At 62.2% G+C, this 25857-nt stretch carries 22 protein-coding genes; 18 read left to right on the forward strand and 4 right to left on the reverse strand.

Features of this window, described 5'->3' with window-relative positions:
• Positions 1 to 327: hypothetical protein (locus PHI64_RS05340; protein ID WP_299879743.1), on the forward strand; the 327-nt coding region annotated here is incomplete at its 5' end.
• A gap of 18 nt (positions 328 to 345) precedes the next feature.
• Positions 346 to 1695, forward strand: a complete 1350-nt coding sequence (gene yjjJ / locus PHI64_RS05345; protein WP_299879746.1) for a type II toxin-antitoxin system HipA family toxin YjjJ — start codon at positions 346 to 348, stop codon at positions 1693 to 1695.
• A gap of 3 nt (positions 1696 to 1698) precedes the next feature.
• Here the strand turns inward: yjjJ and PHI64_RS05350 are convergent, their stop codons facing one another.
• From PHI64_RS05350 to hpaR, 4 genes are all read right to left on the reverse strand, one after another.
• Positions 1699 to 3819: a PAS domain S-box protein gene (locus PHI64_RS05350; protein WP_299879749.1), complete on the reverse strand. Its 2121-nt coding sequence runs from the start codon at positions 3817 to 3819 to the stop codon at positions 1699 to 1701.
• A 138-nt stretch (positions 3820 to 3957) separates the two neighbouring features.
• Positions 3958 to 4224 carry a cupin gene (locus PHI64_RS05355; RefSeq protein WP_299879752.1) on the reverse strand — a complete coding sequence of 89 codons (267 nt, stop codon included), beginning with the start codon at positions 4222 to 4224 and terminating at the stop codon, positions 3958 to 3960.
• Positions 4225 to 4280: 56 nt separating this feature from the next.
• Positions 4281 to 5462, reverse strand: a complete 1182-nt coding sequence (locus PHI64_RS05360) for an acetylornithine transaminase (protein WP_299879755.1) — start codon at positions 5460 to 5462, stop codon at positions 4281 to 4283.
• Positions 5463 to 5527: 65 nt separating this feature from the next.
• A complete protein-coding gene (gene hpaR / locus PHI64_RS05365; RefSeq protein ID WP_299879758.1) occupies positions 5528 to 6061 on the reverse strand; it encodes a homoprotocatechuate degradation operon regulator HpaR in 534 nt (177 codons plus the stop codon).
• 98 nt (positions 6062 to 6159) lie between these two features.
• Between hpaR and hpaA the strand changes: the two genes are divergently transcribed.
• From hpaA to PHI64_RS05445, 16 genes are all read left to right on the forward strand, one after another.
• A complete protein-coding gene (hpaA, locus tag PHI64_RS05370; RefSeq protein ID WP_299879761.1) occupies positions 6160 to 7104 on the forward strand; it encodes a 4-hydroxyphenylacetate catabolism regulatory protein HpaA in 945 nt (314 codons plus the stop codon).
• A 134-nt stretch (positions 7105 to 7238) separates the two neighbouring features.
• Positions 7239 to 7487: a phenol hydroxylase subunit gene (locus tag PHI64_RS05375; protein ID WP_299879764.1), complete on the forward strand. Its 249-nt coding sequence runs from the start codon at positions 7239 to 7241 to the stop codon at positions 7485 to 7487.
• A 49-nt stretch (positions 7488 to 7536) separates the two neighbouring features.
• Entirely contained in the window at positions 7537 to 8529 is a 993-nt protein-coding gene (locus PHI64_RS05380; protein WP_299879767.1) for a phenol hydroxylase, read from the forward strand.
• Between the two features lie 12 nt (positions 8530 to 8541).
• Positions 8542 to 8814: an MmoB/DmpM family protein gene (locus PHI64_RS05385; RefSeq protein WP_299879770.1), complete on the forward strand. Its 273-nt coding sequence runs from the start codon at positions 8542 to 8544 to the stop codon at positions 8812 to 8814.
• Between the two features lie 24 nt (positions 8815 to 8838).
• Positions 8839 to 10383: a YHS domain-containing protein gene (locus PHI64_RS05390; RefSeq protein ID WP_299879773.1), complete on the forward strand. Its 1545-nt coding sequence runs from the start codon at positions 8839 to 8841 to the stop codon at positions 10381 to 10383.
• A 10-nt stretch (positions 10384 to 10393) separates the two neighbouring features.
• Positions 10394 to 10756: a phenol hydroxylase subunit P4 gene (locus PHI64_RS05395; RefSeq protein ID WP_299879776.1), complete on the forward strand. Its 363-nt coding sequence runs from the start codon at positions 10394 to 10396 to the stop codon at positions 10754 to 10756.
• Positions 10757 to 10766: 10 nt separating this feature from the next.
• Positions 10767 to 11828 (forward strand): phenol 2-monooxygenase domain-containing protein, encoded by a 1062-nt coding sequence (locus PHI64_RS05400; protein WP_299879779.1) that lies wholly within the window; start codon positions 10767 to 10769, stop codon positions 11826 to 11828.
• Positions 11829 to 12195: 367 nt separating this feature from the next.
• Complete coding sequence (locus PHI64_RS05405) at positions 12196 to 12699, forward strand: chemotaxis protein CheW (protein WP_299879782.1); 504 nt, start codon at positions 12196 to 12198, stop codon at positions 12697 to 12699.
• A 14-nt stretch (positions 12700 to 12713) separates the two neighbouring features.
• Positions 12714 to 15854: a methyl-accepting chemotaxis protein gene (locus PHI64_RS05410; protein ID WP_299879785.1), complete on the forward strand. Its 3141-nt coding sequence runs from the start codon at positions 12714 to 12716 to the stop codon at positions 15852 to 15854.
• Positions 15855 to 15904: 50 nt separating this feature from the next.
• Complete coding sequence (locus tag PHI64_RS05415) at positions 15905 to 19147, forward strand: Cache 3/Cache 2 fusion domain-containing protein (protein WP_299879788.1); 3243 nt, start codon at positions 15905 to 15907, stop codon at positions 19145 to 19147.
• Between the two features lie 133 nt (positions 19148 to 19280).
• Positions 19281 to 20108 (forward strand): CheR family methyltransferase, encoded by an 828-nt coding sequence (locus PHI64_RS05420; protein WP_299880040.1) that lies wholly within the window; start codon positions 19281 to 19283, stop codon positions 20106 to 20108.
• On the forward strand, positions 20098 to 20712 hold the full coding sequence (gene cheD, locus PHI64_RS05425; RefSeq protein ID WP_299879791.1) for a chemoreceptor glutamine deamidase CheD: 615 nt from the start codon (positions 20098 to 20100) through the stop codon (positions 20710 to 20712). The genes PHI64_RS05420 and cheD overlap by 11 nt, the downstream gene beginning before the upstream one ends.
• Before the next feature lie 34 nt (positions 20713 to 20746).
• Complete coding sequence (locus PHI64_RS05430) at positions 20747 to 21841, forward strand: chemotaxis response regulator protein-glutamate methylesterase (protein WP_299879794.1); 1095 nt, start codon at positions 20747 to 20749, stop codon at positions 21839 to 21841.
• 71 nt (positions 21842 to 21912) lie between these two features.
• Positions 21913 to 22218, forward strand: a complete 306-nt coding sequence (locus tag PHI64_RS05435) for an STAS domain-containing protein (protein ID WP_296408655.1) — start codon at positions 21913 to 21915, stop codon at positions 22216 to 22218.
• A 2-nt stretch (positions 22219 to 22220) separates the two neighbouring features.
• A complete protein-coding gene (locus PHI64_RS05440) occupies positions 22221 to 23957 on the forward strand; it encodes a fused response regulator/phosphatase (protein WP_299879799.1) in 1737 nt (578 codons plus the stop codon).
• 201 nt (positions 23958 to 24158) lie between these two features.
• The gene (locus tag PHI64_RS05445; RefSeq protein ID WP_299879802.1) at positions 24159 to 25838 is read left to right on the forward strand and encodes a methyl-accepting chemotaxis protein; all 1680 of its coding nucleotides are present in this window, start codon (positions 24159 to 24161) and stop codon (positions 25836 to 25838) included.
• Positions 25839 to 25857: the final 19 nt, after the last annotated feature.

Genomic DNA, 25857 nt, shown 5'->3' on the forward strand with positions numbered 1-25857 from the left:
CAGCTGGTCCAGCGTCACCATTTCCAGTTCGGTCTGAGCGGAGGCGGCGGCAGGCTTGAGCATGCCGCTATTATAAAAAAACGAAGCCCCCGACGGGCGGGGGCTTGGGGCTTTGTCAGCAGTCTGACGCCCCTTTCGGGGCGTTTTTGCTTTCTAGTTCCGACTGTTGCAATCGCGCAGCCTCTGTTAGGTCTGCGCGGTCCTCGTCGTCACGAACTTCGTACCATCTTCGTCGAGACCGGGGCGAAGCTGCTGCCAGAGATTTGCGCATCGGAACGCTGCGGCAACAGAATTCTGTCTAAAATATCAGCTCGTTTTTTTAGTTGATTTTCTATTCATTTTTTCATGCGTCAACGAGACCTGCGCCCAGATGCCATCCGGCGAAGCCTTTCCGCGGGTCTGCGGTCTGCTAGGCAACTTGCTGATATTATTGAAGTAAGTCAGCCAACCATTTCTCGCATACTCGCCGAGTTAAGCGATGAAATTGTACGAGTCGGTGCCACGCGATCTATTCAGTACGCGCTTCGCGACACCGTGCGCGGGCTGCCTGATATCCCGATCTACCGCGTCGACTCTGCGGGCCTGATCCGGAGGCTGGGGGTGCTCATCCCTGTTCGTCCGGAAGGGTTCGTGATGCGCCAAGACAACGGAGTCACCATTCATAGTGATGGACTTCCGTGGTGGCTGTTTGACATGCGCCCACAAGGATACGTAGGCCGGGCTTACGCGACTCGACATGGCGGCGAGCTTGGGTTGCCTGAGCGGCTCAACGATTGGACGGATACGCATGCATTGCGCGCGCTGCTTGCACACGGACATGATGCTGTGGGAAATCTTCTACTCGGAGATGCCGCGCGAGACTGCTTTCTGAACGTAGCGCCTCCGTATCTGATTGCAGAAGAGCTCAAGGCTGAGGCGTATTCCCGTCTGGCACGCGAAGCAGCATATGGTGAGCTGCCTGGGTCTTCAGCTGGCGGTGAGCAGCCCAAGTTCATGGCTTTTGCCATGACTTCGAGCGGGCCACGGCACGTCATTGTGAAGTTCAGTGAGTCGGAGGAAGGCCCGGTGACCGAGCGCTGGCGTGACCTGCTGCTGGCTGAACACCTCGCATTGAATACGCTGCGGGAGGCAGGCGTCCCCGCAGCCACAACGCGGATTCTTGACCACGGGAACCAGCGCTTTCTTGAGGTCGAGCGTTTTGACCGCAGTGGCGAAAGGGGGCGGAGTGCGCTCATTTCCCTGGCGGCGATGGATGCCGAGTTTGTTGGCTCCGGTGGCGACTGGTCGTCGATTACGCATCAACTTGTGGCGGGCGGACAGGTGCATCCGGGCGCCGCCGATGGAGCAGATCTCCTGTGGGCCTTCGGAACATTGATAGGCAACTCTGACATGCACAGCGGCAACCTGTCCTTCGTTTCCGAGCATGGCCGTCCCTATCATCTGGCGCCGGCCTACGATATGACACCGATGGCATTTCAGCCTCGAAGCGGCGGGGGGCTTCCGGACGCCATCCCTGAGGCATCAATCCGGAGCGGCATACCCAACGAAATATGGCGGCGTGCCCACGAACTGGCGCGCATCTTTCTTGGCAGTGTGTTGGCGTCTACTGCGTTCAGTCATCGATTCGGACCCTGTATCGATGCGCTGGCGCGGCACATTGATACAGCCTCCGTCAAGATTGCTCGGCTGGGCTGAATGTCATGCGGCAGTCGGGGCAAGCTTCACCAGCATGACTGTTGCCCAGAATGTACTCCCCTGGCCCGGGGTGCTCTCACAGCCTGCATTGCCGCCCATCATTCTGGCCAACTGCCTTGCGATGGCCAGACCGACCCCCGCACCACCGTAACGTCGGGAGTTGGCGTTGTCTGCCTGCTCGAAGTGTTCAAACAGGCGGGCGATGTGCTCCTGCGCCACGCCGATCCCCTCGTCATGTACTTCGAGGCGAATCAGTGCGTTGCCGGCTTCTTCCCGCAGGCAGGAGACGGTGAGCCGGATGATGCCCTTGTCGGAGAAACTGATGGCGTTGTTACAGAAGCACTCGAGAATCGTGACGATGTGATCCGGATCGCCCTGGAGAGGGGAGGGCAGTTCCGCCACCTGATGTTCGATGCTCAGTCCCTTGGCCATGGCCTTGTCCATCATGGTGCTTGCCACACCCTGGATCAGGGTTTCCATGTCGATCATTCGCAACCGGACGTCGGTCGAACCCGATTCGATATCTACCAGGGTCAGGATGCCTCCAATGACCGTATCAAGCCGCTTTACACCCGCCTCCAGCATGGTGAGGCGCTTGGCCTGCTTGTCGGTGAGCGGATCCCGGCGGAACAGGCTGGCTGCACTGGCAATGTGGTGCAAGGGCGTCCGCATCTCGTGGGACATGTTTCCAAGGAACAGGGTTTTGGCACGGTTGGCGGCCTCTGCCCTTTCCCGGGCGACTTCAAGGGCTGCCATCAGTGTGCGGCGCTGGGTAATGTCCTCGATCACCGCGGATGTGAACTTGATCGTACCCGCGCTGTCCCGCACCGCGTTGGCGAAGACATGCACCCAGATGGTGATGCCAGACCGGGAGATCATGCGTTTTTCGATGTCGAGGACATTGCTCTCTCCGGCCAAGAAAGCACGCCGTTTGCTGAGTTCAAGCTCGATGTCATCCGGGTGGGTCAGGTCGGACGGGCGTTTCTTTCCCAATAGCTCCTCGGCGGAATAGCCCGTCATTTCACAGTAGCGCTCATTGACCAGTTGAAACAGGCCATTCGCGTCGAGTTGTACCGCCCCCACGGCAAGGTTGTTGAAGTAGGCCCGGAACTGCTCGTTCTTCTCCTGAATCTGCTCCTCGGCTCCTTTTTCGATGGCCGCCTTTTGGGCATGCAGGTCTTTCAGGGCATGTTTTCGCCTGCCGAGGAGGATGAGTCCGGCGGTGGTGCCTGCAATACAGATTGCGTAAAGAACGCCAACTTCGATGGCTGTGCGGTACCACTCGGCAAAGACGCCATTCACGCCCCTGCTGACACCGAGTACCAGGGGTTTGTCGGCAAGCGCACCGGTTGGAAGAACCGTGTGAATTGCGAAGAAGCGTTCATCACCGGTGGCGGTTGCCTTGTTCACCGTGAAACTGTTCTGGCGCCCACTTTGCAGGTGTCTTCGAAAGGGTGAGTCGGCCTTCTTGGCGAGATCCACGCCACGGATATCCGGGACCGTCTGCGTGCTATAGATAATCTGTCCATCCCCGTGTGCGACGGAGAGGCGCATGTCCGGTGCATAGAGCATGGACTTCATCAGCACGCCAAAGAAATCCGGGTCTACGATGGCAAGTAGATACCCCTTGAAGGGGCCGGGTTGGGTATTCAGCGTTTTGCCGAGGCTGATCGTGAAATTGCCCAGTGGTGTGACGAAGGGGCGTGAGACGTAGAGCTTTTCAGGCTGATTGTCTTCCCGGATGGTGGTGTAGCGTTCGCTGTGGAGAAAGTTCTTTCCGATCAGGCTGGGTCTGTTGCTTGCCACCACTTCGCCGTCAGGGGCGACATAGACGAGGGTCTTGATGCCGCTTACCGCCTCGGCCAGTATTTCCATGCGCCTGTTGATGCGCTGAATGCCTCCCGGCATGCTCAGCAGGGTTGGCGTATCCTCCCGCAGGGCGTCCAGCATCCGGGAGGTCGAGCGTAGTTGCTCACCGATATTGGCATTCAATCCGGCGGCAAGCAGCGAAAGTCGCTCCTGCTCTTGCTCTGCCGTGATCCGGTAGTCAAGGAAAAGTTTACTGCCGCTAAGGATGCCGAGGACGGCAAGGGTGGCTGCGCTGACTTTCCAGGATCGCGACATGTGGTCTGACTTTTTGCTCTGCGTAATACAGGCGTGGCTGTCGGGCCCTAACTATATCGTCGGAGTGGCGTCTGATGAGCACCGTGAGTGGCTGAGGCGTCGTTGCCAGGGGAGAGGCTGCGTCTTTTTGGGTGCGGTTCAGCGCCGCCCTGCCAGATAGCGAACGCCGTCTGGCCCGTAGGATTCTGAATGGGCTTCTTCGGCGGCCAGATGGAAGGTGTCACCTGCCTGGTAGACCCGGGTCTGCCCTTCCGTCTCGATGGCGATCCAGCCGTTCAGGATCAGTGCCTTGGCTTCGAAGGGGTGGGTATGGCGGCCAAGGCGGCCGTTGGGCTCCCGTTCGACAATGACAGGCTGTTGGTAGCCTTCATCGCGCAGCAGATTCTCGAATGTGCGTTGGTCCATGCGAATCATCCCGGCGATGAAGGCCGGCGCCGGAAAGGCGCCTGCGGGATGGGACGTCAGTTGCGCAGCAGGGCGTCCAGCATTTCCACCATCTGGTCGATCTCGCCCTCGCTCACGTTGAGCGCCGGCATGAAGCGCAGCAGGTTGGGGCGGGGGGCGTTGAGGAGCAGGCCGACCGGGGCTTGTTCGAGCGCGGCTTTGACCAGCGCTGGGCCGCGGTCGCTGTCGAGCACCAGCGCACGCAACATGCCGGTGCCCCGTTCACCGCCCAGGCTGTGGCGGGCCGAGAGCGCCTGCAGGCGGCTGGAAAGATATTCACCCCGGGCGCGCACGCCGGCCAGGAAACCATCGGCCAGCAGGGTGCGCAGGACCGCTACGCCCACGGCAGTCATCAGTGGGTTGCCGTTGTAGGTTCCACCCTGATCGCCGGGCACGAAGCAGCAGACATCCTCGCGGGCGAGGAGGGCGGCCAGGGGCGCGCCGCCGCCGATGCCTTTGCCCAAAGTCATGATGTCGGGCTCGATGCCGGCCTGTTCGTAGGCGAAAAGGGTGCCGGTGCGGCCGACGCCGGTTTGAACCTCGTCCACGATCAGCAGCAGGCCGTGTTCCCGGGTCAGTTGGCGCAGGGCCTGCAGGAAGGCAGGGCTGGCGGGAATCACGCCGCCTTCGCCTTGTACGGGCTCCAGCATGACGGCCACGGTGCGCTCGTTGATCAGGGCCTTCACCGATTCGATGTCATTCAGCCCGGCCTTGGGGAAGCCCGGCACCTGGGGCGCAAACAGGGTGTCCCAGCCGGCCTTGCCGGAGGCCGACATGGTGGCCAGGGTGCGGCCGTGGAAGCTGTGGTCAAAGGTGATGATCTCGTAGGCGCCGCCCTTGTGTACCTGCCCCCACTTGCGGGCGAGCTTGATGGCGCCCTCGTTGGCTTCGGCGCCGGTGTTTGCGAAAAACACCCGGTCGAAGACGGAGTTGGCAGTAAGGATGCCGGCCAGCTCGATCATCGGGCCGTTGTAGAAGGCCGGGCTGGGGTTGAGCAGGGTGCTGGCCTGGTTTACCAGGGCGTCGCGGATCTGGGGCGGACAGTGGCCGAGGCAATTGACCGCCCAGCCCTGGATGAAGTCCAGGTAGCGCTTGCCCTGATGGTCGAACAGCCAGCTACCTTCGCCTCGCACGAAGACGAGGTCTGGCCGGTTGGTGATGGTCATGAGGGCGTCGGTACTGTAATCGCCGTAGTGCACTGTTTTACTCCGCGTTCTTGGGGGGTTGAGGGCGATGGGGCGCCCGGAGCCGAAAAGTGTAAACCTTAAGGCTTGGCCGTTGCGCGCGTATTGCTGCGGGGCGCGCGTTTGCGCTTCTCCGCCGTGGCCGGGGCCGGGCTGGCCGGCGGCAGGGTAATACGTTCAACGGGCGCACGGGTGCCGCTGATGACCTTGTCGAGCACGGTGTACAACTCGTCGATCAACTCACGTCCGAGGGCTTCCTCAAGCTTGTGGTACTGGGCCTGGATCAAGGGGGCGATCTCTTCTACCAGTGCGCTGCCCTGGGGGCTCAGCCGCACGATCACCCGGCGCTGGTCTTCGGGCACGCGGTTGCGGCTGATCACCCCCATGTCGTCCATGCGCGACAGCACTCCGGCCAGGCTGGGGCTGAGGATCTGGCAGATGTCGCAGATCTCCCAGGGTTCGAGCTGCTCGCGTTCACTGAGCACGCGCAGGATGCGCCACTGTTGCTCGGTGAGCCCGAAGTGGTTGAGGATGGGGCGGAAGTGGCAGATCAGCTCCTCCCGGGCTTTCAGGAAAAGCTGGGGCAGGTTGCGGTAGGAAATCCTGCTCTGCATGGGGTGTCGTGCTCCTGTGATGGGGGAGCGGAGGCTCCGGTGTCCAAGGTTCAATGATACCTGTTGACTCCCTAACATCGAAGTGATCTTCTTGCGGGATGTCCGTTGCCGACCCTGCAGGCCGCTCCGTGGAGCGCCCCCAGTCCATCCCCGATATCCATATCACCCGGATCTATGAGGGGGATCCTGAGTGCGACGTGCATTACGAGACCTTCGGCCGGCTGGCCGAGATTTTCGGCCGCAACACGCCGGCCCACCGCCATTCGCGCTTCTTTCAGGTGCATCTGTTGGTGCGCGGCAGCATCAGCCTGCAACTGGATGACCAGGCCTATTGTGCCGAGGCGCCGCTGGTCTTCATCACCCCGCCGGCTATCCCTCACGCCTTCTATTCCGAAGAGCACACCGACGGTCATGTCATCACCGTGCGCCAGGATGTGGTGCGGGCCTGGTACGCGTCCCTGCCTGGGCAGTGGCCCGATGCCCAACTGCGTGAGCCGGCATTCCTGCCCCTGGGCGGGGCCGCCGACGAGGTGCAGGCCGAGGCGGCCCGCCTGATCCAGCTGGCCGAGCTGCTGCAGCAGGAGTTCGGTGGGCGGGGCAAGGGGCGTTCCGCGGCGGTGCAGGCCCTGGGCCTGTGCTTCTTCATCAGCCTCAACCGCTTGGTGGCCAGCCACGTGCCGGCAGCCCCCCTGAAGCGTGAGCGGGGCGAGGATCTGCGCATTTTCCTGAGTTTCTGCGACCTGGTGGAGCTGCACTTCCGTGACCATTTGACCTTGCCCGACTACGCCCGCCAGCTGGCCATCACCGAGGCCCGCCTCAACGACGTGTGCCGGCGCATGGCCAACCTGCCGTCCAAGGAGGTGGTGCACGACCGCCTGCTCCAGGAGGCGCGGCGCCTGCTGCGCTTCTCCACCACGCCGGTGGGCGAGCTGTCCTACCAGCTGGGTTTTGCCGACCCGGCCTATTTCTCGCGCTTCTTCACCCGGCGGGTGGGGATGACGCCGAGCCAGTTCCGTATCCAGCACCAGGATCAGATTCGCTGATCCACCCATCAGCCGGGCTTTGAAAAGTACAAGCCAAGGCGCTGATCGTCCATTCACTAATATATTACTGTTTGGTGTAATGCCTCCCACGCCGGCCCGTGTTGCCGCCGGCCGCATAACCAGGAGGCGGGGCCATGGAAGATCAGCAATTCGACGTGACGCGCAAGTTCGTGCGGGTGACTGGCGAGCGCGAAGGTGGACTGATCGAGTTCGAGTTTTCGGTGGGCGACCCCGAGCTGGTCGTGGAACTGATCATGCCCCGCGCCGCCTTTGCCGCCTTCTGCGCCGACAACCGGGTGACGCTACTGGAAGCGGCCTCGGCCCGCTCCGACAGCGACTTCGCCTGGACGCTCCACGACGCCACCCACCAGCGTTTCCGCTGAGCCCGCCGCAGGCCCCGCGCACCCGACACCCGAGGAAGAGGAGAACACAATGAGCATGGATCTTCGCACCATCACCATCGAGCCCCTGCGGCAGACCTTCGGCCACCTGGCCCGGCGGATGGGGGCGGACAAGCCGGCCTCCCGCTACATGGAAGGCACCATGGACCTGCAGCCGGTGGAGAACTACCACTACCGCCCCACCTGGGACCCGTCCCACGACATCTTCGACCCGGCCCGCACCCGCATCACCATGAGGGACTGGTACGCGCTGAAGGACCCGCGCCAGTTCTACTACGGTGCCTGGACCCTGGCCCGGGGCCGCATGCAGGAAACCGCTACCGCCGACTTCGACCTGGCCGAGGAGATGGGGCTTGCCGCCGGCTACCCGGGGGCCGGCAAGGTCGTGGTCAACCAGGTGCTGCTACCCCTGCGCCACGTGGCCTGGGGTTCCAACATCAACAACTCCTACATCGCCGCCTACAGCTACGGTATCGCCATCTCCCAGGCCGCCGCCTACGCCTGCATGGATCAGCTGGGGATTGCCCAGTTCATCACCCGTCTGGCCATCTCCCTCGACGAGATCGACGCCCTGGCCGAGGCCAAACAGGCCTGGCTGGCGGCGCCGACCTGGCAGGGCTTGCGTCACTACATCGAAGACCAGATGGTCATGGACGACTGGTTCGAGCTCTTCGTGGCCCAGAACTTCGCCCTCGAAGGCCTGCTCTTTCCACTCATCTACGACAAGCTCACTGACCGCCTCAATGCCGCCCATGGCCCGGTGCTGACCCTGCTCACCCGCTTCCAGCGAGAGTGGTACGCCGAGAACGTGAAATGGGTGGATGCCGTGCTGAAGGCCGCCGCTGCCGACAACCCCGCCAACAAGGCTCTGCTCGCCGAGTGGGTCCGCGCGGCCCGCCAGCGCTCCATTGAGGTGCTCGCCCCGGTGGCGGAGCTGGGTTTCGGTGCCGAGGGCGCCGCCGTCCTGGACGAAGTCGTCCAGCAACTTGATGCCCGCGCTGCCAAGGCCGGCATCCCCCTTTAAAGAGGCTCGCCCATGACATCCAACGCCTTCATTGCCTTTCAGAAGAACGAAGAAACCCGCTGCATCGTCGAGGCCATCGTCGACGACAACCCGGCTGCCGTGGTGGTGGATCAGCCCGCCATGGTCAAGGTGGATGTGCCCGGCCGCCTGGTCATCAAGCGCGCCACCGTGGAAGAGAAGATGGGCCGCGATTTCGATCTGCAGGAGCTGCAGCTGCACCTGATCACCATCTCCGGCCACCTGGACGAGAGCGACGACGAATTCACCCTGAGCTGGGAAGCCTGACCCGGACACCCAAGGAGAGACAGCATGGACATGAAAGTATCCAAGAAGCTCGGCCTCAAAGAGCGTTACACCATGATGACCCGGGACCTGGCCTGGGACACCACCTTCCAGCCTATGGACAAGGTTTTCCCGCAGGTAGGCTACGAAGGCATCAAGATCCACGACTGGAACGCCTGGGAAGACCCCTTCCGGCTGACCATGGACGCCTACTGGAAATATCAGGCCGAGAAGGAGCGCAAGCTCTACGCCATCCTCGACGCCTTCAACCAGAACAACGGCCACCTGTCGGTGACCGACGCCCGCTACATCAACGTGCTCAAGCTCTTTCTGGGCTCCACCCCGCCCCTGGAGCTGATGGCTGCACGCGGCTTCAGCATGGTGGCCCGGCAGATGGTGGGCGCCGGCCCCCGTGTGGCCTGCATGATGCAGTCGGTGGATGAGTACCGCCACTTCCAGACCCAGATCCACTCCATCAGCAACTACAACCGCTTCTACAACGGCCTGGACGAGTTCGCCCACCAGCAGTCGCGCATGTGGTACCTGTCGGACGGCAAGTCCTTCTTCGACGACGCCATCACCGCCGGCCCCTTCGAGTTCATGGTGGCCATCGGCTTCGCCTTCGAGTACGTGCTGACCAACATCCTGTTCGTGCCCTTCATCTCGGGCGCCGCCTACAACGGCGACATGGCAGCCATGACCGTGGGTTTCTCGGCCCAGTCTGACGAGGCCCGCCACATGACCCTGGGCCTGGAGTGCATCAAGTTCATGCTTGAGCAGGACCCGGACAATCTGCCCATCGTGCAACGCTGGATCGACAAATGGACCTGGCGCGGCACCCGCAAGCTGGCCTCGGTGGGCATGATGATGGACTACATGCTGCCCAAGCGGATCATGAGCTTCAAGGAAGCCTGGGAGATCTACTTCGAGCAGAACGGCACCGCCCTGTTCACCGACCTGGCCCGTTACGGCGTCAAGGTGCCCAAGTGCTTCGACCAAACCATCGAAGAGAAGGAGCACATCACCCACCAGTCGTGGATCGGCTTCTACATGAAGCCCGACGCCACGCCCTTCCACACCTGGATGCCCCAGCCCGAAGAGCTCGACTGGCTGTCCGAGAAGTACCCCAACACCTTCGACACGTATTACCGCCCGGTGTACGAGCACTGGATCGCCCAGGAGAAGGCCGGCAAGCGCTTCAACAACAAGACCCAGCCCATGAACTGCCAGGTCTGCGTGTCCACCATCAAGTTCAACGAGCCCGGCGACCCGATGGAGATGTGCTTCCGCGAGACGGTGTACAAGGGCGAGAAATTCCATTTCTGCTCGGACCACTGCAGGGAGATCTTCGAGGACGAACCCGAAAAGTACGTGCAGACCTTCATCTCCTCCCACGCCGCCCTGCAGGGCAAGTGCGAGCCAGAGGGCACTGACGTCAACGCCCACGACTACCGCCCGGGTGCCCGCATGCACGCCTACTGGCGCATGGACAAGCGCGCCAGCGGTGACTTCAACGGCTCGGAAGATCAGAAGAACTTTGCCAAATGGCGTGCCCAGGCCACCCAGAACTGAGGAACGGATCATGACCCTGCTGAAAACCCTGGCCCCTTACGATTTTCCCTCCAGCGACGCCGTCGAGAACTACGCCGGCCGCCAGCTCCTGTACATCAATTGGGAGCGCCACCGCATGTTCTCCCGGCCGTTCGTGCTGGCCCTGGCGCCCGAGACGCTCTTTGGCGAGATCATCGACACCCACATGACCGACTGCTTCAGCTACCACCCCGACTGGGCGCAGATCGACTGGCGCGCGGTGCGTTGGCTCAACGGCAGTCGCCCCGTCGTGCTCGACCGCAACAAGAGCCTGGCCGACAACGGCATCGGCCACAAGGACCTGATCCGCCTCATCACCCCGGGGCTGGACGGCATCGCTGGCTCGGGCTATTGAGGACGGCGCCATGAGCTACGAGCTGACCATCGAACCCCTCGGCCGCAGCATCGAGGTCGAGGAGGGCCAGACCATCCTCGACGCCGCCCTGCGCGCCGGTATATTCCTGCCCCACGCCTGTGGCCAGGGCTACTGTGCCACCTGCAAGGTCACCGTAACCGACGGAGAGGTGGACCACGGCAACGCATCCAACTTTGCCCTGATGGACTACGAGCGGGACGAAGGCAAGGTGCTGGCCTGCTGCGCAAGGCTGGAGTCCGACCTGGTCATCGAGGCCGAGATCGAGACCGACGACGACGCCCGCGACATCCCCGTGCGGGACTACCACGGCGTCGTCAGCCGCATCGAGAACCTCACCCCCACCATCAAGGGCATCTGGATCAAGCTGGATGAGGGCGAAACCCTGGATTTCCAGGCCGGCCAGTACGTCAACCTCAACCTGCCCGGCGAGCTGGGCTTCCGCGCCTTCTCCCTGGCCAGCCCGCCCTCCGCCGGCAACGAGATCGAGCTGAATATCCGCATCGTTCCCGGTGGTGCCGGCACCACCTGGATACACCAGACGCTGCAGGTGGGGGACCGCCTGACTCTGACCGGGCCCTATGGCCGCTTCTTCGTGCATCGCTCGGCGGGCCTGCCGTCCCTGTTCATGGCCGGCGGCTCGGGGCTGTCCAGCCCACGCGCGATGATTCTCGGCCTGCTGGAGGAGGGCTCGGTCTTGCCCATCACCCTGGTCTACGGCGCCCGCAACCAGGCCGAGCTGTACTACCACCAGGAGTTCGTCGAGTTGGCCGCCCGGCATCCGCACTTCAGTTATGTGCCCGCGCTCTCCGAAGAGCCGGCCGGCAGCGATTGGCAGGGCTTCCGCGGCTATGTGCACGAGGCTGCCAAAGCCCACTTCGACAATGACTTCCGCGGTCGAAAGGCCTATCTGTGTGGTCCCCCGATCATGATCGAAGCCTGCATCTCGACGCTGATGCAGGGGCGCCTGTTCGAGCGGGATATCTACACCGAAAAATTCTTCTCCGCTGCCGACGCCCAGCAGGTGCGCAGCCCGCTGTTCAAACGCGTCTGATCTCCCTTCTTCCCTGTGTCGTCCCCTCCCGGGGGGCGGCTTGAATCGGGTATCCGCCCTGGTGGCGGGTACCCGCTTTTTTTTGGTTCATCGCGGGATCTGGGGGAAGTAGTGGTTGGCGGTTCGCTGCTTCCGTCCCTCACTGAAGGCCTTTCGCACCGCCCCCGATGTGGGCGCTGCGGCAGCGACTGTGTCCTGCTTCGCGAGCGCCAGCAAGGCTTGGTGCGCGATCGAGACTGGTTCGATCGACGCGTTTGGCTGGATGTGCCACCGAGGGGCTTTTACGTGCATTCCGAAGTCCTCTGCAGCTCCTTCAGAAAGCAGTCCTGCCGCCGTAAATGGATCATTCCCAACGAGGAGTGTTGTCATGCTGCAGGCTGCCCAGACCGCGACCGGTCAGGAGTCGGATGAGTCCGGCTTCGCCCAGGAACTCCTGACTTTTACCCTTGGTGCCGAGGAGTATGCGATCGATATCCTGAAGGTTCAGGAGATTCGTGGCTACGACGCCGTCACAACCATCGCGAATGCTCCAGGCTTCATAAAGGGCGTCATCAATCTCCGCGGCACCATCGTCCCAATCGTTGATCTGCGTATCAAGTTTGCCGTCGGCGTGGCGGAGTACACGCCCTTCACGGTCGTGATCATCCTGAACATCGGGGGGCGGGTCGTCGGCATGGTCGTGGATGCCGTTTCTGATGTGATCGCCCTTAAGGCGGATCAGATCCGTCCTGCGCCAGATTTTGCGTCTTCTGTCGATACGGCGTACATCATGGGCCTGGGGGCGCTTGGGGAGCGGATGCTGATCGTCGTGGATATCGAGCGACTGATGCTTTCTAGCGAGATGGCGCTGGTTGACGAAGCGACCCACTGAGCGCAGGTGCAACCATGAGTGCATTTTTCTCTCCAGCAGTTGGCGTAATGAACCGGCTGTCTGTTCAAGGAAAGCTTTTCCTGCTCGGGCTGATTGCTTTGATTCCCGTTGTGGTACTGGCTTTCATGCTGCTTGGTCGGATCAATACCGACATCGATTTCACCGTTAAGGAAACCCAGGCGGTTCCAATGGTGATGCCTGCACGGCAGTTGATGCAGGCTGTGCAAGCCCATCGGGGTGTATCGCAGAGCGTCATTGGCGGTGATACATCTCTTTCGGCCCGGCTTGGAGATCTTCGCGCACAGGTTGAACAGGCTCTCCAGGCGGGTGATTTGGTGAACGAGCGCTTGGGCGTGGCCCTTGGGACGACGTCTGAGTGGAGCGCGATCCGCAAGGGGTGGGCTGAGCTCCAGGCAAAGGCGGTGGCCGTTGGTGCTGTCGATAGTTTCCGCCTCCACTCCGACTACATCCAGGCTGTCAGGGCCTTCGTTGCGCTCGTTGCGGACAATACCAACGCGACGCTGGATCCTGAGCTGGAAAGCTACTACCTGATGGATCTCTTCGTCAGTCGTCTTCCTGATCTGACCGAAGATGCGGGGCGCTTGCGAGCCTTGGGTACGGCTTTGGCGTTTCGGCGGCAGAGTACGGAGAACGAGCGCATTGAGATGCATGTGCTGCTCCGGCGCATCTCGGACGGCCGTGGTGCGATTGATTCCTCGGCCGTGAAGGCGGGTGCCAATGATGCGGTTCTCCGTGCGACTCTTGAGGCGCCTCGGAAGCAGGTGGATGCCGACGTCCGCGCATTGGTGTCGCTGGTTGAGGAGCGCCTTCTCAAGCCGGCGGAGATCGCCGTTGCTCCTCCACAGGTGTTTGAGGTGGGTTCGAAGGCAGTCGATGGCGCCTACGCCTTCCTTGATGTGGCTGCCAGGGAGTTTGACCAGCACCTCGCCCGTCGCCTTGCACGCCTGGAGAATGCCCGCCTGACGGCGATTGGCGTGATTGTGGGGAGCATCGTGCTGGCGCTCTACCTCTTCCTGGGCTTTCGCCGCGCGATGCTCCACGGCATCGAGCAGATCCAGGGGGGGCTGGAAAGGATGGGGCAAGGGGCTCTCGACGTGCCTTTGGCTGTTGTGTCCCGGGATGCCTTTGGCGAAATTGCCAATTCCCTGAACGAGATGCAGACCAATCTGCGCGTGCGCCTGAACGAAGAGTACGAAGCTGCTGCGGGGAATTTGCGAATCCGTAACGCCCTCGACAAGGCGTCAACCAACATCATGCTGGCCGATAACGACGGTCAGATCGTCTATTGCAACAACTCCGTTCTTGCGATGCTCCAGGATGCTGAAGGCGATATCCGCAAGGAACTGCCGGAGTTCTCGGTCAAAGAGCTGCTCGGGCGCAATTTCGATTCCTTCCACAAGAATCCTGCCCACCAGAGGGGCCTCCTTGGCGCCCTGAAGGCTGAGCATCGGGCTACGGTGCGTGTCGGGGGGAGAGTCTTTTCCCTGGTGGCGAACCCGGTGATGAACGCGCAAGGCGTACGTCTTGGGTCTGTGGTCGAGTGGCAGGATCGGACTGGCGAGGTGCGTATCGAGCAGGAACTGGCGGATCTCCTCACGGGCGCTTTGGGGGGGGACTTCGCGCGCAGGCTGAGCCTTGAGGGCAAGAGCGGCTTCCTGGCTACCTTGTCGGAAGGCATGAACAACCTGATGGGGATTGTTTCCACCAATCTCGAGGACATCGCCCGAGTGTTGAATGCGATAGCGCGGGGCGATCTGACGGAGAAGATCACGGCGGAGTACGGAGGAACGTTCGGGCAGTTGAAGGACGACACGAACACGACGGTTGAGCGGCTGCGGGAGGTAGTGGGTCAGATCAAGGAGGCGTCGGAGTCGATCAACGTTGCGGCGCAGGAGATCTCTGCGGGGAACTCGGATCTTTCGTCACGTACGGAAGAGCAGGCCAGTAGCCTGGAAGAGACGGCGAGCTCGATGGAGCAGCTGAACGCGACGGTACGTCAGAACGCGGACAACGCTCGGCAGGCGAAGGAGCTCGCGGGTTCGAGCAACGAAGTGGCGGAGCAGGGCGGTGCGATGGTGGGTCGTGTGGTCGAGACGATGGGCTCGATCCAGGAAAGCGCGAAGAAGATCGCCGACATCATCGGTGTGATCGATTCGATCGCGTTCCAGACGAACATTCTGGCGCTCAACGCGGCGGTGGAAGCGGCGCGTGCGGGCGAGCAGGGGCGCGGGTTTGCGGTGGTGGCGAGCGAAGTGCGTAGCCTTGCCCAGCGCAGCGCGCAGGCGGCGCGTGAGATCAAGGCGCTGATCGCCGACAGCGTGGACAAGGTGGAGGATGGTGCGAAGCTGGTGAATGAGGCGGGTCAGACGATGGAGGAAGTGGTGTCGAACTTCCAGAAGCTGTCGTCGCTGGTGACGGAGATAGCGGAGGCGAGCTCGGAGCAGAGCAGCGGGATTGAGCAGGTGACGCAGGCCGTGGGCCAGATGGACGAGGTGACGCAGCAGAATGCGGCGCTGGTCGAAGAGGCCGCGGCAGCAGCCGAGAGCCTTGAAGATCAGGCTCAGAATCTGGTCCGTGCGGTGAGCCGTTTCCGTCTGGTGCCTGCTACAGGGGCTGCCAGCGCGGGAAGTCTCGATTTTGACGGCGTAATCCAGGCCCACATGGGCTGGAAGCACAAGCTGCGCAGTTTCCTGGCCGGCGAGGGCGAAGCTCTGGATCCAGTTGTGGTTTCCCGGGACGACAAATGCGTGCTGGGGTGCTGGATCCATGGAGAAGGCAAGCGTTATGCCGACGATTCCGGCTTTGTCCAGCTCAGTACCAAGCATGCAGACTTCCATCGCTGCGCCGGTGCGGTGATTCGTGCCAAGCAGGCCGGAGATGCGGCTGCCGCCGAGCGGCTGCTGCTCAATGATTTCGCCATCCTGTCCGACGAAACGATCCAGGAAATCCGGAAGCTCAAGCAGCGCCAGACGGCTGAGCAGCCGCCTGCTCCTGTGCCTCAGCCCGCGCCGGCTGAGAGGGAGCGTATGGCCGGGCCGGCAAAAACAATGAAGGTGGCCAAGCTTGGAGCGCCGTTGCCGAAGGTCAAACGCCATGCCTCGAATCTTGCTGAGGCGGAGTGGGAAGAGTTCTGATTCGTCGAGCTTGTACGCATGGCGATCGTCAGGTCAAGTGGGAGTAAGCAATGAAAATCAACATGCCCGTTACCCAGCGTGAGTGGGAGTTGGGTGATGCCGATCTGATCGTGTCAAAGACCGACCTCAAGGGGCAGATCACCTACATCAACCAGGATTTCGTCCGCATCAGTGGCTTCAGTGAGGATGAACTGATCGGCCAGCCGCACAACATGGTGCGCCATCCGGATATGCCCGTAGAGGCGTTTGAGGATATGTGGCGGGCCCTAAAGGCCGGGCGTCCTTGGGTGGGGTTGGTGAAGAACCGTTGCAAGAACGGCGATTTCTACTGGGTGGTGGCCCATGCGACTCCGATTATCGAGAACGGGCAGGTGATCGGCTACATGTCGGTTCGGCGCAAGGCCGAGCCGGCACAGATCAAGGAGGCTGAAGCGGCCTATGCGCTCTTTCGCAATGGAAAGGCCGGGGGCCGGAAGATCATCAACGGTCAGGTCTGCACTCCGAGTGTGCTGTCCAGGCTGGGGGAGCGTCTGGCGGGCCTGTCCTTGGCAACCCGGGCGGCTGTTGCGGCAACCATCGCACTTGCCGTGATCCTCGGGGCAGGCTCTCTGATCATGCGGGATCGTGCGACGGATGCACTTGAAAGTCAGGGGCTGGCCGTCGTCTCTGAAAAGGTCCGCCTGGTGCGGGCGATGGTTGAGTCCAAAGCCCAGGGGCTGCGTGTCGAGACTGAGCGGCTCAACGACATGTTCGCCTCCGGCTTCACCGAAAATTTCTCGGTGAATGCGAGCACTGAGGGGGTGCCCGTGCTCATGCATGGTGGGACGGTGATGAACCTGCGGAGCCAGGAGGTTGATCGGTTTACGGCTGGCAGCGGAGCCGTTGCGACACTGTTTGCCCGTAAGGGTGATGATTTTTATCGTGTCGCCACCTCAGTGAAGAAGGAGAGCGGCGAGCGGGCCGTCGGGACTACCCTCGCTCATGAAAACCCCGCCTATGCGCGCTTGCTGGCCGGTGAGCGCTACGTTGGGAAGGCCCTGTTGTTTGGCAAGGATACGTACACCGGCTATGCCCCGATCAAGGATGCGGCGGGAAAGGTGATTGGGGCGACCTTCGTCGGGCGGAATTTCTCGGATGAGCTTGCGGCCCTGCGCAAGGCCATAAAGGAGGTTCGTTTTGGTGAGTCGGGCTACGCTTATGTGCTCGATTCCACGCCGGGCAAGTCGTTCGGAACTCTCGTTGCCCATCCGGCCAAGGAAGGCCAGAGCGTGATCGACTCAAAGGATGCCAACGGACGTACCTTCATCCGCGAGATCCTAGAGCGCAAGAGTGGAGTGATTCACTACCCCTGGCTGAACGCCGAGCTCAACGAGAGCGTCTCGCGGGAAAAGGTGGTGGCTTTCGATGCCTTCCCCGAGTGGAACTGGGTGATCGCCGGTGGCACTTATGTGGATGAGTTTGAGGGCGTAGCCCGAAGCATCGGCTTGATGCTGCTGGTAATGGGGTTGAGCGCTGCGCTGGTGTTGGCCGTGCTGATCTTCACCCTCATGCGCACCCTCGTGGCACGGCCTCTGAAGGCCATGGTGGATACGGCCCAGAACGTCGCAGCCGGGAATTATCGCAATGCCATCGATGTGGGGCGCAATGACGAGATCGGCCGGGTCTTGCAGGCGCTGGAGTCGATGCAGGTGCGGCTGTGCAGCGATATCGCCGAGCAGAAGCGGGCCAGCGACGAGAATGCGCGTATCCGTCAGGCCCTGGATTGCGTCGAAACGAATGTGCGGATTGCAGATCCCTGCGGCCGGGTCATTTACGCCAACCCGGCACTTCTCAAGACCATCCGGAGCATCGAGGCGGAAATCCGCAAGGAGGCGCCGGGATTCAGTGCCGACAGCTTTGTGGGAAGCAGTATCGGGCGGCTCTACGCGGACCCCGAGGCAGCCCTCAAGCGCCTGGCTGCCTTGGTCCAGACCACCCGCACCCAGATGGTGATCGGCGGGCGGACCTTCGACGTGGTGACCAGCCCCATTCTGAATGCTGCCGGCGAGCGTCTTGGGTCGGTTGGCGAATGGCGCGATCGTACCGACGAGCTGCTGGCTGAGAAGGAGGTGCAGGCCCTGGTGGCTTCTGCTGCAGATGGCGATTTCTCGGTAAGGCTGGCGGCAGAGGGCAAGCTTGGGTTCTTCCGCGATCTGTCCGAGGGGCTCAATCGCCTCATGCAAGGTGTGGCTGGCAGTCTGCAGGACATCGCCCGAGTGTTGAATGCGATAGCGCGGGGCGATCTGACGGAGAAGATCACGGCGGAGTACGGAGGAACGTTCGGGCAGTTGAAGGACGACACGAACACGACGGTTGAGCGGCTGCGGGAGGTAGTGGGTCAGATCAAGGAGGCGTCGGAGTCGATCAACGTTGCGGCGCAGGAGATCTCTGCGGGGAACTCGGATCTTTCGTCACGTACGGAAGAGCAGGCCAGTAGCCTGGAAGAGACGGCGAGCTCGATGGAGCAGCTGAACGCGACGGTACGTCAGAACGCGGACAACGCTCGGCAGGCGAAGGAGCTCGCGGGTTCGAGCAACGAAGTGGCGGAGCAGGGCGGTGCGATGGTGGGTCGTGTGGTCGAGACGATGGGCTCGATCCAGGAAAGCGCGAAGAAGATCGCCGACATCATCGGTGTGATCGATTCGATCGCGTTCCAGACGAACATTCTGGCGCTCAACGCGGCGGTGGAAGCGGCGCGTGCGGGCGAGCAGGGGCGCGGGTTTGCGGTGGTGGCGAGCGAAGTGCGTAGCCTTGCCCAGCGCAGCGCGCAGGCGGCGCGTGAGATCAAGGCGCTGATCGCCGACAGCGTGGACAAGGTGGAGGATGGTGCGAAGCTGGTGAATGAGGCGGGTCAGACGATGGAGGAAGTGGTGTCGAACTTCCAGAAGCTGTCGTCGCTGGTGACGGAGATAGCGGAGGCGAGCTCGGAGCAGAGCAGCGGGATTGAGCAGGTGACGCAGGCCGTGGGCCAGATGGACGAGGTGACGCAGCAGAATGCGGCGCTGGTCGAAGAGGCTGCGGCAGCAGCCGAGAGCCTTGAAGATCAATCGCGCAGCTTGGTGCGCTCGGTGGCCATGTTCAGGCTCCAGGCTGGGAGTCCGCAGATTGCGCAGCCTGCCCCGGTTCCCGACAATGTTGCCCGTCTGCCTGAACGTGCTCGCCCGGCCACGCCCCGCCCAACAGCCGCGCCTCTGCCCAAGGTACGCAGAGCCGGTGGCGGGAGCGAGATCGACGACGAATGGGAAGAGTTCTGATAGGGGGTGAGTCATGTCTGAGAAGCTGCCTCTCCGCCCCTCCCGAGCACCCGCCACATCCTTGGGGAGTGCTCGCCCGGGGCTTTCTGCGCAACAAGCGCCCACCGTTCCGGCGCGCTCGTCTTCCCTCTCGATGCCTGAGCGGGAGTTCGAGTTTTCCAGTCGTGACTTCGAACGTGTCCGGGAGTTGATCTACAAGCATGCCGGCATCTCACTTTCACCCATCAAGCAGGACATGGTCTATAGCCGGCTGGCGAGGCGGTTGCGGGCCCGGGGGGACCGAACCTTTGCCGAGTACCTGGACCGCGCCCAGCGGGAGCCGGATGAGTGGGAAACCTTCGTCAATAGTCTGACCACCAACCTGACCTCCTTCTTCCGGGAGGCGCACCATTTCGACATCCTGGCCGAGCGGCTGAAGAAGCACGTGTCGAGGACGCCGTTCCGCATCTGGTGCAGCGCGGCGTCCACCGGCGAGGAGCCTTACAGCCTGGCCATCACCGCCTGCGAGGCCTTCAATACCCTGACGCCGCCGGTGCAGATCGTCGCGACCGACATCGACACCAATGTGTTGGCGACGGCGCAGAGAGGCGTGTACGGCATGGACCGGGTCGAGAGGCTGTCGCGGGAGCGCATGCAGCGTTTCTTCCTGAAGGGCACGGGCAGCCAGGAGGGGCAGGCGAGGGTCCGTCCGGAGTTGCAGCGTCTGATCGAGTTCAAGCGCATCAACTTGCTGGACAAGAGCTGGGCCGTTCAGGGGCCGTTCGACGCCATGTTCTGCCGCAATGTGATGATCTACTTCGACAAGCCGACCCAGCACGCCATCCTGGAGCGCTTTGTGCCGCTGCTCAAGCCGGATGGCCTGCTATTCGCGGGGCATTCGGAGAGCTTCCTGCATGCCGCCGACCTGTTCCGTTCCCTTGGACGGACGGTGTATGAAAGGACGGTCGTTCGTGCTCGCTGAAGCTGGTTATGTGGAGCACCTAGCCACCAACCGCTACTTTGACCGCACTTTTGGGTGTGATGCGGTCAAGGTGCTCCCTGGAGAGTATTTCGTAACCACCTCCGATATCGTGCTGGTCACGGTGCTGGGGTCGTGTGTGACGGCATGCGTCCGGGATCGGGACAAGGGGCTGGGGGGCATGAACCACTTCATGTTGCCGGATAACGGTGGCGAGTTGGGCGTGCTTTCGTCCTCAGCTCGCTATGGCGCCTACGCCATGGAGGTGCTGCTCAATCATTTGCTCAAACTGGGCGCCCGACGCAGCAGCCTTGAGGCCAAGGTGTTCGGGGGCGGAAGGGTGCTGGCCAGCCTGTCCCAGGCGCAGGTCGGCGAGAAGAATGTGGAGTTCGTGCTCGATTATCTGCAGACTGAACGCATACCCGTGGTGGCCCAGGATCTCCTCGACATTTATCCCAGGAAGGTATATTTCTTCCCTGTCAGCGGACGGGTGATGATGAAAAAGCTGGTCCGCGTGAAAAATGACACGCTTATTGCCCGTGAGCGCGAATATGAAGCCCGACTTCGACGCGACAATGTTCAAGGTGACGTTGAGCTATTTGGATGACGGGGCCTGGCTCCGTACGCAACTGGAATGAAGCATGGCCATCAAGGTTCTCGTTATTGATGATTCTGCGCTGATGCGCAGTGTCCTGAGCGAAGTGATCAATTCAGCGCCCGACCTGGAAGTGGTGGGTACTGCGCCTGATCCTATCGCGGCCCGGGAAATGATCAAGACCCTCAATCCGGACGTGCTGACCCTGGATATCGAGATGCCGAAGATGGATGGCCTCGATTTTCTGGCGCGTCTGATGAGACTCCGGCCAATGCCTGTCGTCATGATTTCAAGTCTGACCCGGCGTGGTTCGGAGGCCACCTTGCAGGCGCTCGAATTGGGTGCGGTCGATTTTGTTCCGAAGCCCCGGCTCGATTCATCTGCCGGGATCGAAGCCTGCCGTGTAGAAATTTGTGACAAGGTTCGAGGTGCCTTTGGCGCCCGGCCGAGGGTTCCTGTGGTGTCGTCGCCAAGCCCGAAACCCTTGCTGCGCGAGCCTCCCGGGCAGGTTGGGAGTGCGCTGGGTAGTGTCTCGGAACGCGCCCTGCAAGAGCGTCTGGTGCTGATCGGTGCCTCCACCGGAGGCACCGAGGCGATCAAGGAAGTGCTATGTTCCATGCCGGAACACATGCCTGCGATCCTGATGGTCCAGCATATGCCGGAGATGTTCACCGCGTCCTTTGCAAAGCGTCTGGATGGTCTTTGCCGATTGCGCGTAAAAGAGGCCGAGCATGGCGAGCGCGTGGTGCCCGGCACCGCCTATCTCGCCCCCGGGCATTCTCATCTGTCGGTGCGGCGCGTGGCCGGTGGCTATCAATGCGAGCTTGCCCAGTCGGAGCCGGTCAATCGGCATCGGCCGGCGGTGGATGTGCTCTTCCAGTCAGCGGCGACGCAAGTGGGCGCCAACGGCGTGGGGGTGATCCTGACCGGAATGGGTAAGGATGGGGCCCAGGGTTTGCTGGCAATGCGTCAGGCCGGTGCATGGACGATCGGTCAGGACCAAGAGTCCTGCGTGGTTTATGGCATGCCGCGTGAAGCGGCGGCCATCGGAGCCCTTGATGACGTGGCTCCTCTCCGGGAGGTAGGGCTGCGTGTGTTGAATCGCCTGCGGATGACGGAAAAGCGGGGCATCAAGGCATAGGTTGTTATGGGGTAGCGGCCGGTTGATTCCGGCAGAGTCGCATGAGTCAGTGAAAAATAGAGGCAACAGAAATGGATACCAGCGTCAGCACCCAGCAGAGTCAGGCCAGGATTCAGCTCTCCGGACGATTTGATTTCAACTCTCATCGTGAGTTTCGCGATGCGGTCGACCGTGCCCTGGGCAGCCCGGGAACGACCGAGGTGGCCGTGGATCTTGGCAACGTGGCCTATCTGGACAGCTCGGCTCTCGGCATGTTGCTGATGCTGCGGGACAAGGCCAAGAGCTCTGGCAAGACGGTTTGTCTGGCCAATGCCAAAGGCAGTGTCCGGCAGGTCCTCGACATCGCCAACTTCGGCAAGCTCTTCCCGATCGTCTGAAGGTGGCGGAGTACGACGCCGAATCCCTCTTCATCCTTGTAGTTGATGACAATCCCGACGATCTCTACCTGATTCGTCGGGATCTTGTGGCATTGGGGCATCGTGTCGCCGGCGTCAGCACGGCTGCCGAGGCCCTCGACCATATCGCGCAGGCCTACCCGGACGTCCTCATGACGGACGTCGGTCTTCCGGGCATGGACGGTATCGAGTTACTCAAGACGGTGCGTGCCCGTACGGGGGGCAGCTGGATTCCGAGCCTGGTCTTTACCGGCAGCCTGGATGAGGCGACGCAGATGCGCGCCCTGGAGGCTGGGGCCGATGCCTATCTGTGCAAGCCCGCATCCCGCGAGATGCTGCATGCCAAACTGGGGGTGATTCTCCGGTTGAAGGCCATGCAGCGTCAGGCTGAGGCCCGTAACCGCGAACTGGCACGCTATCGCAGCCTGCAGGAAGAGGAGCAGCGCCTGGCGCGCTTCGTGATGGAGCGCCTGATCAACCGGGAGGCTCTGGGCGATCCGGCGGTGTCCCACTGGATCGCGTCGGCAGCGGAGTTCAGCGGTGACCTGATTGCTGCCGCCCGGACCCCGGGCAATGTGCTTCATGTGTTGCTGGCCGATGGTGCTGGGCATGGTCTGGCTGCGTCGCTCAATGTGCTCCCCGTAACCGCACCGTTCTACCGTATGACCGAGCGTGGCTTCGGCATTGACGCCATCGCCCGGGAAATCAACAGCAAGGTGCGGGCCTTGCTGCCGGTGGACCGTTTCATTGCAGCCACGCTTGTCGCCGTGAATTTCCGTGAGCGTTACGTTACGGTCTGGAACGGTGGTAATCCCGGGCCGTTGCTGGTCCGGCCGGATGGCGCGGTGCGCCTGCATTTCAACCGGCATCACTTCCCTCTGGGCGTTGTTGACGACGACGAGTTTGACGGCACCGTGGATGCCCATGTCGTCAATCCCCACGATCACCTGCTGCTATTCTCCGATGGGCTGATCGAGCTTGAGGATGCCGCCGGACAGGCCCTTGGTGTGGACGGACTGGGTACTACGCTGAATGGCCTGCACGCTGGGTTGCGGCTGCCCCGGCTTACCGAGATCGTGCATGATCTGACCGGTGGCAGCCCACCGCGGGATGACATCTCCATCGCCCAGATCGCCCTGACCGATACACCGCAGCCGGTGCCTGCGGTGAGCTCCGGCGAGTTTCCGGCGGCACCGACGGCCAGTGACTGGCGCTTTGTGCTGCGTCTGGGCGCCGCCGACCTCAAGCGCCTTGACGCGGTGCCCTTGGTGCTCGGGGCCATTGAGCAGTTCGAAGGCGTAAGGCCGTTTGCCGGGCGTCTTTTTCTGGTGCTTTCCGAGCTCTTCAACAACGCCCTCGATCACGGTCTCCTGCGTCTGCCCTCGTCCCTCAAGGCTGGCGTCGAGGGGATGGATGTGTTTCTCGACGAGCGGAGCCGCCGGCTTGCACGGCTTGAAATGGGGGCTGTGGAGTTTGAGCTCTCGCTGCGCCAGGGTGACGGCCAACCGCCCGTGCTGCATATCAGCTGCGCTGATACCGGCCCGGGGTTCAACCACGAGGAGCAAATCCGTTCGGCAGGCCTGGAGCCGACCGGTGAGGACATCCTGAAGGGCCATGGCCGTGGCATTCCGCTCCTGCTCCGGGTGTGCGAAGAGGTCCGCTACAGCGGGGTTGGCAATCGTGTAGACGTCCTCTTCCGCCTTGCCGAGCGAACGTCATAAAGTCGTGAAATAGTGCTTTTTGCACCGGTTTCCGCGGCCTCAAGTTAGGTCGGGCTGCGCCGATAATCGCCTCGAAGCCTTTGACGCCCGCAGCCTGTGGGCTCAAGGGCAAGGTGTCGGCGATTGATTTTCCGCCGATTCCGGGGGGCGGGTTCCAAGGCTCGCTTTCCTTCTCTTGACGAGCGGGGATCGCCGAACATCATGCAAGTTTCCATTGTCTCCATTCTGGCCGGTCTGGTTGCCGGCGGCGGTGCCCTCGGAGCGGGCCTGGCGTTTGGGCTGTCTCTGTCTGCAGGTTTTGCCGGTGTCTGCGCGGCCCTTGGGGTGACGGTCGGCGTCATTCTCCTGGTATCGGCCCGGGTGCTGTTCATCCACCCCCTGACCGAGCTGCGCGACACCATCCAGGCCATGCACAAGGACGGTGACCTGTCCCGCCGTGTGGCGGTGTCTTCCGGGCAGGTGGGTGAGGTTGAGTCGGTCTTCAACGCATTGATTGGCAGCTTTCAGGGCATCGTCGGTAAAGTGATCTTTGATGCCCAGCGGGTGCACGAGGCGGCGGACCTGCTTTCCGGGCATGCGGGGCGCGTTGCGGAAGGGTCGAGCAGCCAGCAGGGGGCGGCGGAGAGCATGGTGGTGGCCATCGAGCAGATGACGATCGGTGTGAGCGCCGTTGCCGAGCATGCCAGCCAGACCGCAAGCAACGCCCAGGTCGCTAGGGAGTTGTCGGTCAAGGGGGCGGAGGTCGTCACCAGTGCCTCCCGGGAGATCGAGCAGATTGCCCGCTCGGTGGAGGATTCGGCAAAAGTCATCTCCGCGCTTGGCGAGCGTTCGGAGGCTATCAGCGGCATTGTGAAGGTAATCCGTGAGATTGCCGATCAGACCAATCTGCTGGCCCTCAATGCCGCCATCGAGGCTGCCCGGGCGGGAGAGCAGGGGCGTGGTTTTGCGGTGGTGGCCGACGAAGTGCGCAAACTGGCGGAGCGGACTTCCACTGCAACGACCGAGATCGGCACCATGATCGCGGCCATCCAGATGGAGACTCGCAGTGCTATTGCCTCCATTGATGCGGGCAGCTCCCAGGCTCATGCAGGCGCTGAGCTGGCCCAGAAGGCGGCCGGCTCGCTGCAGCAGATCAACGATGGGGCGCGTCAGACCATGGAGAAGGTGGACGCCATTGCCGCGGCCATCAATGCCCACAGCCGCGAGGCAGACCAAATCGTGGGCCATGTGCGACAGATCATGGATATGGTGGGGCGCAACTCTGCCGGCGCCCGGGAGACGCTGGATGAAGCCACCAGTCTGAGCGGGCTGGCGGTGAACCTCAAGGAGATCAGCCGGGTCTTCAAGCTGGGTGCAGCAGGTGAACAGGCCATGCTGGTGCACAAGAAGATGCCGGACATCGTGCGCGATGGCGCGCGTCAGATGGGCATGCTCCTGGAGCAGGCCGTGACAAGCGGGCAGGTCAGCGAGGAGGATCTGTTCGATGATGCCTACAAGCCGATCGCCAACACCCGGCCGCAGAAATACAGCACCCGTTTCGACAGTCTGACCGACCGTATCTTCCCGATTCTGCAGGAGCGCCTGCTCGACGGAAATCAGGAGGTTGTCTACGCCATCGGGACCGATCGGAACGGCTATGTGCCGACCCATAACAAGCGTTTTTCCCAACAGCTGACCGGGGATTACGAGAAAGACTTCGTCGGCAACCGCAGCAAGCGGGTCTTCGACGATCCGGTGGGCAAGCAGTGCGGGAAGCACGAGATGCCCTTCCTGATCCAGACCTATCGCCGCGATACCGGTGAGATCATGCACGACATCTCGGCCCCTGTTTACGTCAATGGTCGCCATTGGGGGGGCTTCCGGATTGGCTACAGGGCCTGATCCGTCCTTGTCTGCCCTG

The organism is Zoogloea sp. (assembly GCF_028689785.1).
In the GTDB taxonomy this organism is placed as follows: domain Bacteria; phylum Pseudomonadota; class Gammaproteobacteria; order Burkholderiales; family Rhodocyclaceae; genus Zoogloea.

What these genes read in the sequence shown, in the direction of transcription:
- yjjJ (WP_299879746.1), top strand. Translation starts at nt 346, where the DNA reads ATGCGTCAACGAGACCTGCGCCCAGATGCCATCCGGCGAAGCCTTTCC.
- PHI64_RS05350 (WP_299879749.1), bottom strand. Translation starts at nt 3,819, where the DNA reads ATGTCGCGATCCTGGAAAGTCAGCGCAGCCACCCTTGCCGTCCTCGGC.
- PHI64_RS05355 (WP_299879752.1), bottom strand. Translation starts at nt 4,224, where the DNA reads ATGGACCAACGCACATTCGAGAATCTGCTGCGCGATGAAGGCTACCAA.
- hpaR (WP_299879758.1), bottom strand. Translation starts at nt 6,061, where the DNA reads ATGCAGAGCAGGATTTCCTACCGCAACCTGCCCCAGCTTTTCCTGAAA.
- hpaA (WP_299879761.1), top strand. Translation starts at nt 6,160, where the DNA reads ATGTCCGTTGCCGACCCTGCAGGCCGCTCCGTGGAGCGCCCCCAGTCC.
- PHI64_RS05375 (WP_299879764.1), top strand. Translation starts at nt 7,239, where the DNA reads ATGGAAGATCAGCAATTCGACGTGACGCGCAAGTTCGTGCGGGTGACT.
- PHI64_RS05380 (WP_299879767.1), top strand. Translation starts at nt 7,537, where the DNA reads ATGAGCATGGATCTTCGCACCATCACCATCGAGCCCCTGCGGCAGACC.
- PHI64_RS05385 (WP_299879770.1), top strand. Translation starts at nt 8,542, where the DNA reads ATGACATCCAACGCCTTCATTGCCTTTCAGAAGAACGAAGAAACCCGC.
- PHI64_RS05390 (WP_299879773.1), top strand. Translation starts at nt 8,839, where the DNA reads ATGGACATGAAAGTATCCAAGAAGCTCGGCCTCAAAGAGCGTTACACC.
- PHI64_RS05395 (WP_299879776.1), top strand. Translation starts at nt 10,394, where the DNA reads ATGACCCTGCTGAAAACCCTGGCCCCTTACGATTTTCCCTCCAGCGAC.
- PHI64_RS05400 (WP_299879779.1), top strand. Translation starts at nt 10,767, where the DNA reads ATGAGCTACGAGCTGACCATCGAACCCCTCGGCCGCAGCATCGAGGTC.
- PHI64_RS05405 (WP_299879782.1), top strand. Translation starts at nt 12,196, where the DNA reads ATGCTGCAGGCTGCCCAGACCGCGACCGGTCAGGAGTCGGATGAGTCC.
- PHI64_RS05410 (WP_299879785.1), top strand. Translation starts at nt 12,714, where the DNA reads ATGAGTGCATTTTTCTCTCCAGCAGTTGGCGTAATGAACCGGCTGTCT.
- PHI64_RS05415 (WP_299879788.1), top strand. Translation starts at nt 15,905, where the DNA reads ATGAAAATCAACATGCCCGTTACCCAGCGTGAGTGGGAGTTGGGTGAT.
- PHI64_RS05420 (WP_299880040.1), top strand. Translation starts at nt 19,281, where the DNA reads ATGCCTGAGCGGGAGTTCGAGTTTTCCAGTCGTGACTTCGAACGTGTC.
- PHI64_RS05430 (WP_299879794.1), top strand. Translation starts at nt 20,747, where the DNA reads ATGGCCATCAAGGTTCTCGTTATTGATGATTCTGCGCTGATGCGCAGT.
- PHI64_RS05435 (WP_296408655.1), top strand. Translation starts at nt 21,913, where the DNA reads ATGGATACCAGCGTCAGCACCCAGCAGAGTCAGGCCAGGATTCAGCTC.
- PHI64_RS05445 (WP_299879802.1), top strand. Translation starts at nt 24,159, where the DNA reads ATGCAAGTTTCCATTGTCTCCATTCTGGCCGGTCTGGTTGCCGGCGGC.